Source organism: Cupriavidus sp. GW823-FHT06D04, assembly GCF_058795055.1.
Map to the genome: position 1 here is coordinate 45,039 of NZ_JBXAHL010000025.1, position 13,143 is coordinate 58,181.

General features: G+C 65.9%; 13 protein-coding genes. 12 read left to right on the forward strand and 1 reads right to left on the reverse strand.

Annotated features, from left to right (window positions below):
- Window positions 1-25 precede the first annotated feature (25 nt).
- The gene (aroA, locus tag AC1Q7H_RS25915) at window positions 26-1,330 is read left to right on the forward strand and encodes a 3-phosphoshikimate 1-carboxyvinyltransferase (protein WP_211980821.1); all 1,305 of its coding nucleotides are present in this window, start codon (window positions 26-28) and stop codon (window positions 1,328-1,330) included.
- Here the strand turns inward: aroA and AC1Q7H_RS25920 are convergent.
- Entirely contained in the window at window positions 1,327-1,542 is a 216-nt protein-coding gene (locus tag AC1Q7H_RS25920; RefSeq protein ID WP_013955847.1) for a DUF2061 domain-containing protein, read from the reverse strand. The two genes, aroA and AC1Q7H_RS25920, sit on opposite strands and share 4 nt — an antisense overlap.
- Before the next feature lie 125 nt (window positions 1,543-1,667).
- On the opposite strand from AC1Q7H_RS25920, the gene cmk reads away from it, so the two are divergent.
- The 11 genes from cmk to cysM all read left to right on the forward strand — a co-directional run bounded on the left by cmk (window position 1,668) and on the right by cysM (window position 13,101).
- A complete protein-coding gene (cmk, locus tag AC1Q7H_RS25925; protein WP_013955848.1) occupies window positions 1,668-2,336 on the forward strand; it encodes a (d)CMP kinase in 669 nt (222 codons plus the stop codon).
- A gap of 166 nt (window positions 2,337-2,502) precedes the next feature.
- Window positions 2,503-4,197 carry a 30S ribosomal protein S1 gene (rpsA, locus tag AC1Q7H_RS25930; RefSeq protein WP_010812954.1) on the forward strand — a complete coding sequence of 565 codons (1,695 nt, stop codon included), beginning with the start codon at window positions 2,503-2,505 and terminating at the stop codon, window positions 4,195-4,197.
- A 30-nt stretch (window positions 4,198-4,227) separates the two neighbouring features.
- Window positions 4,228-4,647 (forward strand): integration host factor subunit beta, encoded by a 420-nt coding sequence (locus AC1Q7H_RS25935; protein ID WP_041228311.1) that lies wholly within the window; start codon window positions 4,228-4,230, stop codon window positions 4,645-4,647.
- A gap of 286 nt (window positions 4,648-4,933) precedes the next feature.
- On the forward strand, window positions 4,934-5,275 hold the full coding sequence (locus AC1Q7H_RS25940; RefSeq protein ID WP_153955027.1) for a LapA family protein: 342 nt from the start codon (window positions 4,934-4,936) through the stop codon (window positions 5,273-5,275).
- A 3-nt stretch (window positions 5,276-5,278) separates the two neighbouring features.
- Window positions 5,279-6,508, forward strand: a complete 1,230-nt coding sequence (gene lapB / locus AC1Q7H_RS25945) for a lipopolysaccharide assembly protein LapB (RefSeq protein WP_013955852.1) — start codon at window positions 5,279-5,281, stop codon at window positions 6,506-6,508.
- A gap of 38 nt (window positions 6,509-6,546) precedes the next feature.
- Entirely contained in the window at window positions 6,547-7,929 is a 1,383-nt protein-coding gene (locus AC1Q7H_RS25950; RefSeq protein WP_013955853.1) for a UDP-glucose dehydrogenase family protein, read from the forward strand.
- Window positions 7,930-8,009: 80 nt separating this feature from the next.
- Entirely contained in the window at window positions 8,010-8,957 is a 948-nt protein-coding gene (rfaE1, locus tag AC1Q7H_RS25955) for a D-glycero-beta-D-manno-heptose-7-phosphate kinase (protein ID WP_013955854.1), read from the forward strand.
- A gap of 28 nt (window positions 8,958-8,985) precedes the next feature.
- Window positions 8,986-9,981 carry an ADP-glyceromanno-heptose 6-epimerase gene (gene rfaD / locus AC1Q7H_RS25960; protein ID WP_153955029.1) on the forward strand — a complete coding sequence of 332 codons (996 nt, stop codon included), beginning with the start codon at window positions 8,986-8,988 and terminating at the stop codon, window positions 9,979-9,981.
- Window positions 9,982-10,136: 155 nt separating this feature from the next.
- Complete coding sequence (locus AC1Q7H_RS25965; RefSeq protein WP_080569532.1) at window positions 10,137-10,523, forward strand: ComEA family DNA-binding protein; 387 nt, start codon at window positions 10,137-10,139, stop codon at window positions 10,521-10,523.
- A 238-nt stretch (window positions 10,524-10,761) separates the two neighbouring features.
- The gene (locus AC1Q7H_RS25970; RefSeq protein ID WP_211980822.1) at window positions 10,762-12,063 is read left to right on the forward strand and encodes a solute carrier family 23 protein; all 1,302 of its coding nucleotides are present in this window, start codon (window positions 10,762-10,764) and stop codon (window positions 12,061-12,063) included.
- Between the two features lie 135 nt (window positions 12,064-12,198).
- Window positions 12,199-13,101, forward strand: coding sequence for a cysteine synthase CysM (gene cysM / locus AC1Q7H_RS25975; protein ID WP_013955858.1), 903 nt, complete (start codon window positions 12,199-12,201; stop codon window positions 13,099-13,101).
- Window positions 13,102-13,143 lie beyond the last annotated feature (42 nt).

Below are 13,143 nucleotides of genomic sequence, written 5' to 3' on the forward strand. Positions count from 1 at the left end.
CGGCGCCCCGGCGCCCACGAGAACCATGGAACACCTGACGCTAGGCCCCCTGACCCGCGCCAACGGCACCGTCCGGCTGCCGGGCTCGAAGAGCATCTCCAACCGCGTGCTGCTGCTGGCCGCACTGGCCACGGGCGAAACCCGCGTGCGCGACCTGCTCGATTCCGACGACACCCGTGTGATGCTGCAAGCGTTGCGCACACTCGGCGTGGCGTGGCGGCAGGAAGGCGACGACTACATCGTCACCGGCGCCGGCGGCAATTTCCCGAACAAGTCGGCCGAGCTCTTCATGGGCAATGCTGGCACCGCGATCCGCCCGCTGACTGCCGCGCTCGCGCTGCAGGGCGGAAGCTACAAGCTGTCGGGCGTGCCGCGCATGCACGAGCGGCCGATCGGCGACCTGGTCGACGGCCTGCGCCAAGTGGGCGCCGTGATCGACTACCTGGGCAATGAAGGCTTTCCGCCGCTGCATATCCAGCCGGCCGGCATTCGCATCGATGCGCCGATCCGCGTGCGCGGCGATGTGTCGAGCCAGTTCCTGACCGCGCTGCTGATGAGCCTGCCGATGGCGCAATCCGACAGCGGCCGCATCGAGATCGAGGTGGTGGGCGAGCTGATCTCCAAGCCGTATATAGAGATCACGCTGAATCTGCTGGCGCGCTTCGGCATCCAGGTCGAGCGCCAGGGCTGGGAACGCTTCGTGCTGCCGGCAGGCGCGGCTTACCGCTCGCCGGGCGAGATCTTCGTCGAGGGCGATGCGTCGTCCGCTTCCTATTTCCTGGCGGCCGGCGCAATCGGCGGCGGCCCGGTCCGGGTGGAAGGCGTGGGCATGGCCAGCATCCAGGGCGATGTGCGCTTCGCCGAGGCGCTCAACCGCATGGGCGCCAATGTGATGGCCGGCGACAACTGGATCGAAGTGCGCGGCACGGAACGCGACGACGGGTGCCTGCACGGCATCGAACTGGACTGCAACCATATCCCCGATGCGGCGATGACGCTGGCGGTGGCGGCGCTGTTTGCCGAAGGCACGACCACGCTGACCAATATCGCCAGCTGGCGCGTCAAGGAGACGGACCGTATCGCGGCGATGGCGACGGAACTGCGCAAGCTCGGCGCAGTCGTGGAAGAAGGGGCGGACTACCTGCGTGTGACGCCGCCGCAGCCCTGGCAGACTCCGGCCGAAGGCATTGGCACCTATGATGACCATCGCATGGCGATGTGCTTCTCGCTGGCGGCCTTCGGGCCGCTGCCGGTGCGGATCAATGATCCGGGCTGTGTGGCGAAGACGTTCCCGGATTACTTCAGCGTGTTTGCGGGCGTGACCGGCTAAGCGCTGGCCAGGTTGGCGTGGTCGCGGGCAGCCCCGGCCTGGCGGCGCTCGCGCTTCTCCCAGTAGCGGTCGAAGAAGTAGTGGGCCACGGTATTGACGGCCGGTTCGATGAAGGTGATGGCGCCGCTGATGGCGAGGCTGCCGGTCAGCGCATACGTCACGCTGAACGCGATGCCAAGGTGCATGATGCCGAACGTCAGGGTTTTTGCCATGGTAGATTGCCTCGCGACTGGACGGAAAGGGCACCGTGCCGCGGCTGCGGCGAAGTGCCATGAATCAAATGATAATGATTCTCAATTGAATTCACAATCAATCGTTTCTCTTGGTTTTATAAATAATGACTATCGTCAACGTCATCGCCATTGACGGGCCGACTGCCTCGGGCAAGGGCACTGTCGCGCACAAGGTTGCGGATGCCGTGGGCTTTCACCTGCTCGACAGCGGTGCCCTGTACCGGCTCGTGGCGCTGGCCAGCGACCGCGCCGGGATTGACCTGGCGGACGTGGACGCCCTTGCAAAGATCGCTTCCCGCCTCGATGTGAAGTTCGGCCCTGACCGCGTCTGGCTGCAAGGCGAGGAAGTCAGCCTGGCAATCCGCGCCGAGGCGATCGGCAACCGGGCCTCGGCCATTGCCGTGCACCAGCCGGTGCGCGACGCGCTGACCCAGCTGCAGCGCAGCTTCCGCAAGCTGCCGGGGCTGGTGGCCGACGGCCGCGACATGGGCACCGTGATCTTCCCGGATGCGCCGCTCAAGGTGTTCCTGACCGCAAGTGTTGAGGCGCGCGCTCGCAGGCGCTATAAACAATTGATTGATAAGGGAATTTCTGCTAATATTGAAGACCTTTTGCGTGACCTTGAAGCGCGCGATGTACGGGATCGCACCCGCACCGCCGCGCCGCTTCGTCCCGCCGAGGATGCAAAGCTGCTGGATACCTCCGATATGACGGTGGACCAGGCAGTGGCGCAGGTGCTGGAGTGGTTTGCCGCTGTGCGGCCCGGTGCATGAGATGCATGCGGGCGCATCAGTAGAAGCGGCGTACCCCGACGGCACCAGATGGCGCCAGCCCGGGCAAGACTTGTGGCTGGCTTGTGTCAAACCTGACCCCGCTGCCCTGGCAGACTGAGCGCGATAGTCGCGCCGGCCAGCGTATTGCGGATTTCACCTTACGTTTATGTCCGACCTGCAAACTAACGAATCCTTTGCCGCACTGTTCGAGGAATCCGTCGCCCGCTCCAATATGAAGGCTGGCGAAGTGATCTCCGCTGAAGTCGTGCGCATCGACCACAATTTCGTGGTCGTCAATGCCGGCCTCAAGTCCGAGGCATTCGTGCCGGTGGAGGAGTTCCTGAACGACCAGGGCGAACTCGAAGTGCAGGCCGGCGACTACGTCTCCGTGGCCATCGATGCGCTCGAGAACGGCTATGGCGACACCATCCTCTCCCGCGACAAGGCCAAGCGCCTGGCATCGTGGCTGAACCTCGAGAAGGCGCTGGAAGACGGCGAAATCATCTCGGGTACCGTGACCGGCAAGGTCAAGGGCGGCCTGACGGTGATGGTCAACGGCATCCGTGCGTTCCTGCCGGGTTCGCTGGTTGACGTGCGCCCGATCAAGGACACCACCCCGTACGAAGGCAAGACCCTGGAATTCAAGGTCATCAAGCTGGATCGCAAACGCAACAACGTGGTGCTGTCGCGCCGCGCCGTGGTCGAAGCGACCCTGGGCGAAGAGCGCCAGAAGCTGATGGAAACCCTGAAGGAAGGCGCCATCGTCAACGGTATCGTCAAGAACATCACCGACTACGGCGCGTTCGTGGACCTGGGTGGCATTGACGGCCTGCTGCACATCACCGACCTGGCCTGGCGCCGTGTCCGCCACCCGAGCGAAGTGCTGTCGGTTGGCCAGGAAATCACCGCCAAGATCCTCAAGTTCGACCAGGAAAAGAACCGCGTCTCGCTGGGCGTGAAGCAGCTGGGCGAAGATCCGTGGGTCGGCATCTCGCGCCGCTACCCGCAAGGCACCCGCCTGTTCGGCAAGGTGACCAACCTGACCGACTACGGCGCGTTCGTCGAGATCGAAGCCGGCATCGAAGGCCTGGTGCACGTGTCGGAAATGGACTGGACCAACAAGAACGTTGCGCCGTCCAAGGTTGTCCAGCTGGGCGACGAAGTCGAAGTCATGGTGCTGGATATCGACGAAGACAAGCGTCGTATCAGCCTGGGCATGAAGCAGTGCAAGGCCAATCCGTGGGACGATTTCTCGCGTAACCACAAGAAGGGCGACAAGCTGGCCGGCCAGATCAAGTCGATCACCGACTTCGGCGTGTTCATCGGCCTGCCGGGCGGCATCGACGGCTTGGTGCACCTGTCCGACCTGTCGTGGCAAGAGACTGGCGAAGAAGCCGTGCGCAAGTACAAGAAGGGCGACGAAGTCGAAGCCGTGGTCCTGGGCATCGACGTCGACAAGGAACGCATCTCGCTGGGCATCAAGCAGCTGTCGGGCGATCCGTTCAACAACTTCATCTCGGCCAACGACAAGGGTTCGCTGGTTCAGGGCACCATCAAGGCCGTTGACGCCAAGGGCGCCGTGGTCCAGCTGGCTGACGATGTGGAAGGCTACCTGCGTGCATCGGAAATCTCCGCTGACCGCGTGGAAGACGCCCGCAACGTGCTGAAGGAAGGCGAGCAGATCACCGCCCTGGTGGTGAACGTCGACCGCAAGTCGCGCAATATCAACCTGTCGATCAAGGCCAAGGACAGCGCAGAGCAGCAAGAAGCGATGCAAAAGTTCCAGGCTGACACCGGCACGGCTGGCACGACCAACCTCGGCGCCCTGCTGAAGGCCAAGCTCGGCCAGGACAACCAGTAATCGCAGGCCCCCGCGCTTGCGCGTATGCCCATGACCAAGTCGGAGCTCGTCGAAAAACTGGCTGCCCGCTTCCCCCAGCTGTTGCTGCGGGACGCGGACATCTCGGTCAAAACGATACTCGACGCGATGTCCGAGGCGCTGGCCGACGGCCATCGCATCGAGATCCGCGGATTCGGCAGTTTTGGTCTGAACAAGCGTCCGCCTCGCGTGGGGCGCAATCCCAAGTCCGGCGAGCGTGTGCTGGTGCCCGAGAAACGGGTGCCGCACTTTAAGGCGGGCAAGGAATTGCGCGAACGGGTTGACCGTAGCCAGCCGGTGCCTGCGGGCGTCAATGGCAACGGCCATTCCGGCGGCGCGGTGCAAGCCGCGCCGGGCAAGGCTGGCCAGGGTGCCGCTCCCGTCACACCGGCGGGATTGCATGAGAGCGGGCTGAATTTTGTCCGCTCCTGATTGCCCGGGCTTTGCCTGCTGCTGTGTTGTTGGTAAGAAAGCGCCCCGTTGGGGCGCTTTTTTTCGTTTGATGCTTCTGAGATGACGCCATGCCAGGTGCTGCATCGTGCGCAAGTCGATGCCAGGGGTCGATCGCCGCAGCGGGTTCGCACCCCGTTACCGCCACGTTACCGAATCCGGGAAGTGATTCCGTTACAATGCCGGGGTCCTTGCCGGGCCTTGCGCCAGTACGCCTCGCCTGTCGCTTGCCCCGTCCCAATGTCACGCTGACTCGCTGCCTACCTGCATGAAACTGTTCGCCTGGATCGTCCGTATCGTCGTATTCGTGCTGCTGTTCGTGCTGGCGCTGCGCAATACCGCCGAAGCCTCGCTGCAGCTGTTCTTCAATGCCGTCTGGCATGCGCCGCTGATCCTGATCCTGTTCGCCGCCTTCGTGCTGGGCGCGGTGGCGGCACTGGCATCGGTCGCGCCCGGGCTGATGCGCCAGCGCATGGAGGTGGCGAAACTGCGCCGCGTGGCCGCGGAGGCGCAGGCACCGGCGTCCGCCGCAGCAGCGTCGTCGGCGGCCGCATCCGCGCCGCGTGACGGCAAGCCTGTTCCCTATAACGTAGTCGGCCCGAAAGTCTGATCCATGATGTTTGAAACCTGGTGGCTGCTGGCGCTGCCACTTGTCTTTGGCCTTGGCTGGATGGCGGCGCGCTTCGACGTGCGCCAGCTCATCAGCGAACAGGGCGCCTTGCCGCGCTCGTACTTCAAGGGCCTCAATTTCCTGCTCAACGAGCAACCCGACCAGGCCATCGATGCCTTTATCGAGGTGGCCCGGCTGGACCCGGAAACCACCGAGCTGCACTTTGCGCTGGGCGCGCTGTTCCGCCGCCGCGGCGAAACCGAGCGCGCCATCCGCGTGCATCAGAACCTGGCGACCCGCCCCGACCTGCCCGAGCCCGAGCGCGAGCATGCCTTGTTTGAACTGGGCGAGGACTTCCTGCGCGCCGGCCTGCTGGACCGTGCCGAGGAATCGCTGCGCCGGCTGATGTCGGGCCCGTACGCGGCGTCGGCCAAGCGCGTGCTGCTTGAGCTCTATGAAGTGGAAAAGGAGTGGCAGAAGGCGATCGAGGCCGCGCGCGAGCTGCAGACGCTGGAGCAGACGAGCTACAGCCTGCAGATTGCCCAGTTCTGCTGCGAGCTGGCGCAGGACGCGCTGCAGCGCAAGCGCCCCGAAGATGCGGTGAAGTGGCTGAACCAGGCCGTTGCCGAGAATCCTGCCAACGTGCGCGCCCCGATCCTGCTGGGCGACGTGGCCGCGGCCGCGGGCGACGCCCGCGCGGCGCTTGGCCACTGGCTTGGCATCGAACGGCAGGATGCATCTTTCCTGCCGCTGGTGGCGGACCGCGTGGTCAAGGCCTACGCCAGCCTGCAGGAGGAGGGCGCCGCGCTGGAATGGCTGCGCGGCCTGCTCAAGGGCAAGCTGGCGCCTGAGGTGCTCGATACCGCCTACCAGGCAGAACTGGACGTGAACGGCCCGGAAGCCGCCGCGCGCCTGATGCGCGAGCAGCTGCGCCGCCAGCCCACGCTGCTGGCGCTGACCAAGTATTTCGAGGCGCAGGCGGCGGTGGTCGCGGCCGGCGCCCCGTCCGCGCAGCCGGCGGGTGCCGATGCCCCGGCAGAGGGCGCCGACGGCAACAACGAGCAAGCGCAGGAAACCACGGCCATCCGTGACCTGCTGCAGCTGCGCACGCGCAACCTCGCGCGCTACACCTGCCGCGAGTGCGGCTTCCGCGCCCGGCTTTTCTATTGGCAATGCCCGGGATGCAACCGTTGGGAAACCTATGCCCCGCGGCGCTCCGAGACGCTCGGCTGATCCCGGGCGGTCCTGTGCAACAGAATTGAATTAACGCTATGAAAGTCACCATCATCGGCAGCGGCTATGTCGGCCTTGTCACCGGCGCCTGCCTGGCGGAACTTGGCAATGACGTGTTCTGCCTGGACCTGGACGAGCAGAAGATCGCGCTGCTTAACGCAGGCGGCGTGCCAATCTACGAGCCGGGCCTGCTGGAGCTGATCCAGCGCAACCGTGCCGCCGGGCGGCTGACCTTTTCCACCGACGTGGCGGCCAGTGTCGAGCACGCCGACGTGCAGTTCATCGCCGTGGGCACGCCCCCGGACGAAGACGGCTCTGCCGACCTGAAGTACGTGTTGGCGGCGGCGCGCAATATCGGCCGCCATATGACCGGATTCAAGGTCGTGGTCGACAAGTCCACCGTACCGGTCGGCACCGGCGACCGCGTGGCCGCCGCGATCCGCGAGGAGCTGGTCGCGCGCAGCCTGGAAGACCTGCAGTTCTCAGTGGTGTCGAACCCCGAGTTCCTGAAAGAGGGCGCCGCGGTCGAGGACTTCATGCGCCCGGACCGCATCGTGCTGGGCTGCAACGCCGACGTCGCCGGCCGCCACGCGCAGGCCACCATGCGCCAGCTTTACGCGCCGTTCAACCGGCACCACGAGCGCACCTTCTACATGGACGTGCGCTCGGCCGAGTTCACCAAGTACGCGGCCAATTCGATGCTGGCCACGCGCATCTCGTTCATGAACGAGCTGGCCAACCTGGCCGACGAGGTTGGCGCCGATATCGAACTGGTGCGCATGGGCATCGGTTCGGACCCGCGCATCGGCTACAGCTTCCTGTATGCCGGTGCTGGCTATGGCGGTTCATGCTTTCCCAAGGACGTGCAGGCGCTAATGCGCACTGCCGCCGACCATGGCAAGCCAATGCGCGTGCTGGAGGCGGTGGAATCGGTCAACGGCGCGCAGAAGCGCGTGCTGGGCGACAAGGTCGTGCGCCGCTTCGGCGATGACCTGACCGGCCGCACCTTTGCCGTGTGGGGCCTGGCCTTCAAGCCCAACACCGACGACATGCGCGAGGCGCCGTCGCGGGTGCTGGCGCGCGAACTGGTGTCGCGCGGCGCGTCGCTGCGCATGCACGACCCGGTGTCGATGGCCGAAGCCCGGCGCGTGCTGGATGCCGACCTGGCCGACCTGCCGGGCGGCGCCGCGCGCGTGAGTTTCCATGAGAACCAGATGGATGCGCTGGACGGCGCCGACGCGCTGGTGATCGTGACCGAATGGAAGGTGTTCCGCAGCCCCGACTTCGGCCAGATCAAGCGGCGCCTGAAGACCCCGGTGATCTTCGACGGGCGCAACCTGTATGAGCCCGAGGCCATGGTCGAGAACGGCGTGGAGTACCACGCCATCGGACGCCCGACCCGGCCGGCCGTGAACGAATGAGGCGCCGGCGGGTCAACGGACTCATCAACCGATAAGCTAGCGCGACGGCTGCGGCCGTCGCGATATTGCCAAGGATCTTCATGAACAAGACCGTCATTCCGCAGGAGCAGATCCGGCAGTCCCATATCCTGGTGGTCGGCGACATGATGCTGGACCGCTACTGGTTCGGCGATGTGGAACGGATCTCGCCGGAAGCGCCGGTGCCGGTGGTGCAGGTCAAGCGCAGCGACGAGCGCCTGGGCGGCGCCGCCAACGTGGCCCGCAATGCCGCGGCATTGGGCGCACGCGTGGGCATGCTGGGCGTGGTCGGCGACGACGAGCCGGCCCGAACGCTCGAAACGTTGCTGGGCGAGAGCCACGTGCAGCCCTATCTGCACCGCGATCCCAAGCTCAACACCACCATCAAGCTGCGCGTGGTGGCGCACCAGCAGCAGTTGCTGCGCGTGGATTTCGAGAGCGCGCCGGCGCATGAAGTGCTGGCCGCGGTACAGGACCGCTTCCTGGCCCTGATCAACGACTACCAGGTGCTGGTGCTTTCCGATTACGGCAAAGGCGGCCTGACCCACGTCACGCGCATGATCGACGCCAGCCGCGCAGCCGGGCGCAAGGTGCTGATCGACCCCAAGGGAGACGACTACTCGCGCTACCGCGGCGCCACCCTGATCACCCCCAACCGGGCCGAGATGCGTGCCGTGGTCGGCGCCTGGAAGACCGAGGCCGACCTGACCATCCGCGCGCAGAACCTGCGCCGCGGGCTGCAGTTGGAGGCACTGCTGCTGACGCGCTCGGAAGAGGGCATGACGCTCTACACCGAGGCCGAAGTGCTGCACGTCTCCGCCCAGGCGCGCGAGGTCTATGATGTATCGGGTGCGGGCGATACCGTGATTGCCACGCTCGCCACCATGCTGGGTGCCGGCGTGCCGCTCAAGGAAGCCGTGCAGCTTGCCAATCGTGCCGGCGCCATCGTGGTGGGCAAGCTTGGTACCGCCGTCGTCTCCTATTCTGAATTGTTCGGCGCCGCCCCGTGAGGCGTGGCGCCCCCATCCTGATCCGACCATGACCATCATCGTCACCGGCGCCGCTGGCTTTATCGGCAGCAACCTCGTCAAGGGTCTGAACGACCGCGGCGAAACCAACGTCATCGCCGTCGATAACCTGACCCGTGCCGACAAGTTCCACAACCTGGTCGACTGCGAGATCTCCGACTACCTTGACAAGCAGGACTTCCTCGCGCGCTTAGCCCGCGGCGAGTTCGGCAAGGTGCGGGCGGTATTCCATGAAGGCGCGTGCTCCGACACCATGGAGACCGACGGCCGCTACATGATGGAGAACAACTACCGTTACACGCTGTCGCTGATGGAGAGCTGCCTGGAACAAGGCACGCAGTTCCTGTACGCGTCGTCGGCGGCCACCTACGGCGCCTCGCAGGTGTTCCGCGAAGACCGCGAGTTCGAGCGCCCGCTGAACGTGTACGGCTACTCCAAGTTCCTGTTCGACCAGATCGTGCGGCGCCGGCTGCCGTCGGCGCTGTCGCAGATCGTGGGCTTCCGCTACTTCAACGTGTACGGCCCGCGTGAAACGCACAAGGGCCGCATGGCCTCGGTTGCCTTCCACAACTTCAACCAGTTCCGCGCCGACGGCACGGTGAAGCTGTTCGGCGAGTACGGCGGCTATGCCCCCGGCATGCAGAGCCGCGACTTCGTCTCGGTCGAGGACGTGGTCAAGGTCAACCTGCACTTCTTTGACCATCCGGACAAGTCCGGCATCTTCAACCTCGGCACCGGCCGCGCGCAGCCGTTCAACGACATCGCCGCCACCGTGGTCAACACCCTGCGCGAGGCCGAAGGCAAGCCGCGCCTGTCGCTGGAAGAACTGGTGCAGGAAGGCCTGCTCGAGTACGTCAAGTTCCCCGATGCGCTGCGCGGCAAGTACCAGTGCTTTACGCAGTCGGATGTGTCGAAGCTGCGCAGCGCCGGCTACAGCGAGCCCTTCCTGTCCGTCGAGGAAGGCGTGGCGCGCTACTGCCGCTGGCTGATCGAACGCGCCGGCTGATACCGGCGCGCAACCGGCTGACACGCTTTCGTGCGGCCGGTGTCAACTTTTGTTGCTGCATGGGCCGCAGCTGCGGCCCGCCCCTATCCTGACCTGACCTCGCCGCCCCGGCGGGGGGTGGTACCTCAGACCATCCACAGGAAAGGAGAGCCTTCATTTTCAAGCATTGGGTCCGGCAACTTGCCCGGCGTTTTTCCCTGGTTTCCCTCGCTGCAACCATCTGCCTGTTCGCGGGCGGTGCCGCGCATGCCGCCATCGATGTCAATACGGCGGACGAGGCGGCCCTGACCTCGGTCAAGGGCGTGGGACCAGCCACCGCCCGCAACATCATCGACGAACGCAACAAGCGTGGGCCCTACAAGGACGCCGCGGACCTGGCCGAGCGCGTCAGTGGCATCGGGCCGAAGTCCGTGGCGAAGCTGCAGGACGCTGGCCTTGCCATCGGCACGAAGGGAACCGCAGCAGCGGCGCCGCCTGCGGCCGCCACCCCGGCCAAGACAGCCAAGGCAGCGCCCGCTGGCGCCGCCAAGCCAGCGCGCTGACAGGGTCACGGTCCGGCGTCCGGCCGCGCAGCGGCCGGACGCTCTCCTTGCTGGTATGGGTTGTGCTAGACCCTTGCCGCTTCGCACGCCCCGTGGCGGCGGAGTATCATGCGGACGCCGCGCCGGCAGGATCTGCCGCGCGCGGCTGCCGACAGGCACGCATCTACCAGACAACCAGGCATCAAACGCGGCGGCTGCCGACCAGGCGGCCAGCCCGGACCACAGGGAGCAGAACAATATGGCGAATGGCGAGGACGCGGGATTCCTGCCGCAATGGCGGCTCAAGACCGAAGGCGTGATCGGGCCGGATGAGCGGCTGCCCGCCGGACAGACGCTGCTGGCCGGCATCCAGCACGTGGTGGCGATGTTCGGCTCGACCGCCATTGCACCGATCCTGATGGGTTTCAACCCGAATATCGCCATCCTGTTTTCCGGCATCGGCACGCTGATCTTCTTCCTGTGCGTGCGCGGGCGGGTGCCGAGCTACCTTGGCTCCAGCTTCGCCTTCATCGCCGTGGTGATCGCTGCCACCGGCTACGCGGGCAGCGGCCCCAACCTCAATATCCCGGTGGCGCTGGGCGGCATCATCGCCGCCGGCGCGTTGTACACGGTGATCGGCCTGATCGTGCAGGCGGTGGGCTACGCCTGGGTCGAAAAGCTGATGCCGCCGGTGGTGACCGGGGCGATCGTCGCGGCGATCGGGCTGAACCTGGCCCCGGTGGCGGTCAAGGCGGTCAGCGGCGCGGCCCTCGATACCTGGGTGGGCCTGCTGACGGTGGTGGCCGTGGGGCTGGTGGCGGTGCGCGCGCCCGGCATGATCGGGCGTCTGCCGGTGCTGATCGGCGGCCTGGCCGGCTACCTCGCCTACTACCTGGGCACCAACGTGATGGGGCTGGGCAAGCCGATCGACTTCTCGAGCGTGGCAGCGGCCAGCTGGTTCGGGCTGCCGGCGTTCACCGCACCGACCTTCGAGTTCAGCGCCATGCTGCTGATCGCGCCGGTGGCGATTGTGCTGGTGGCGGAGAACCTGGGCCATATCAAGGCCATCGGCGTGATGACCGGGCGCAACCTGGACCCGTATATCGGCCGTGCCTTTATCGGCGACGGCATCGCGACCATGCTGTCGGCCAGCGGCGGCGGCACCGGCGTGACCACTTATGCCGAGAACATGGGCGTGATGGCGGTCACCAAGATCTACTCGACGCTGATCTTCGTGGTGGCGGCCGCGGTGGCTATCCTGCTGGGCTTCTCGCCCAAGTTCGGTGCGCTGATCCTGACCATCCCGGGTCCGGTGATCGGCGGGCTGACCATCGTCGTGTTCGGCCTGATCGCAGCGACAGCGGGCCGGATCTGGGTGCAGAACAAGGTGGACTTCTCCAGCTCGCGCAACCTGATCACGGTTGGCGCCACGCTGACGGTGGCCGCCGGCGACCTGACGTTGAAGCTGGGCGGCATGACGCTGGGCGGCATCGGTACTGCCACCTTCGGCTGCATCCTGCTGTACCACCTGCTGGGCGAAGGCAACCACGAAGAAGGCTGAGCCACGGCAGGATGGGCGCAGGCGGGCGGGAGGCAGCGTAAATCCCGCCTGCCGGCGAGGGATAGGTGTCTGGATTACAATGGCCGGCGAATTGGAATCCCCCGTTTGCGACCCCCTTTCGCGACCCCTCGCCCCATGGCCTACAAGACAATTGAAGACACCATCGGCAACACGCCGCTGGTCAGACTGCAGCGCATCCCCGGTGCCGCCAACGACGCGCGCGGCAATGTGATCCTCGGCAAGCTCGAAGGCAACAACCCGGCCGGTTCGGTCAAGGACCGCCCCGCGGTGTCGATGATCGCCCGGGCCGAGGCGCGCGGGCGCATCAAGCCGGGCGACACCCTGATCGAGGCGACTTCCGGCAATACCGGCATCGCGCTGGCCATGGCAGCCGCCATCCGCGGCTACAAGATGGTGCTGATCATGCCCGAGGACCTGAGCCTCGAGCGCCGCCAGAGCATGGCGGCCTACGGTGCCGAGATCATCCTGACCCCGGTCAAGGGCGGCATGGAGTACGCCCGCGACCTGGCGGATTCGATGGAGCGCGACGGCAAGGGCGTGATCCTCGACCAGTTCGCCAACCCGGACAACCCGCAGGCCCACTACGAGGGCACCGGGCCGGAGATCTGGCGCGATACCGACGGCCGCATCACCCACTTCGTTTCGGCGATGGGCACCACCGGCACCATTACCGGCGTGTCGCGCTACCTGAAGGAACAGAACCCGGAGATCCAGGTCATCGGCGCGCAGCCGGCCGACGGCTCGCGCATCCCGGGCATCCGCAAGTGGCCCGAGGCGTATCTGCCCAAGATCTACGATGCCAGCTACATCGACCGCACCGAGCCGGTGAGCCAGGGCGACGCCGAGCACATGGCGCGGCGCATGGCATCCGAAGAGGGCATCTTCTGCGGCATTTCGGCGGCCGGCGCGCTCTGTGTTGCGCTGCGCATTGCCGAGGAAGTGGAGAACGCCACCATCGTCTTCGTGGTGTGCGACCGCGGCGACCGCTACCTGTCGACCGGCGTGTTCCCGGCGTGACCTGAACCGGTCCCAACAAGAAAGGCCTCGCAAATTGCGAGG

Bases quoted from the DNA above. Each gene is read 5' to 3' on its own strand.
- cysM (WP_013955858.1), top strand. From the start codon at position 12,199: ATGGCCTACAAGACAATTGAAGACACCATCGGCAACACGCCGCTGGTC.
- cmk (WP_013955848.1), top strand. From the start codon at position 1,668: ATGACTATCGTCAACGTCATCGCCATTGACGGGCCGACTGCCTCGGGC.
- lapB (WP_013955852.1), top strand. From the start codon at position 5,279: ATGATGTTTGAAACCTGGTGGCTGCTGGCGCTGCCACTTGTCTTTGGC.
- AC1Q7H_RS25935 (WP_041228311.1), top strand. From the start codon at position 4,228: ATGACCAAGTCGGAGCTCGTCGAAAAACTGGCTGCCCGCTTCCCCCAG.
- AC1Q7H_RS25940 (WP_153955027.1), top strand. From the start codon at position 4,934: ATGAAACTGTTCGCCTGGATCGTCCGTATCGTCGTATTCGTGCTGCTG.
- AC1Q7H_RS25950 (WP_013955853.1), top strand. From the start codon at position 6,547: ATGAAAGTCACCATCATCGGCAGCGGCTATGTCGGCCTTGTCACCGGC.
- rpsA (WP_010812954.1), top strand. From the start codon at position 2,503: ATGTCCGACCTGCAAACTAACGAATCCTTTGCCGCACTGTTCGAGGAA.
- rfaD (WP_153955029.1), top strand. From the start codon at position 8,986: ATGACCATCATCGTCACCGGCGCCGCTGGCTTTATCGGCAGCAACCTC.
- aroA (WP_211980821.1), top strand. From the start codon at position 26: ATGGAACACCTGACGCTAGGCCCCCTGACCCGCGCCAACGGCACCGTC.
- AC1Q7H_RS25970 (WP_211980822.1), top strand. From the start codon at position 10,762: ATGGCGAATGGCGAGGACGCGGGATTCCTGCCGCAATGGCGGCTCAAG.
- AC1Q7H_RS25920 (WP_013955847.1), bottom strand. From the start codon at position 1,542: ATGGCAAAAACCCTGACGTTCGGCATCATGCACCTTGGCATCGCGTTC.
- rfaE1 (WP_013955854.1), top strand. From the start codon at position 8,010: ATGAACAAGACCGTCATTCCGCAGGAGCAGATCCGGCAGTCCCATATC.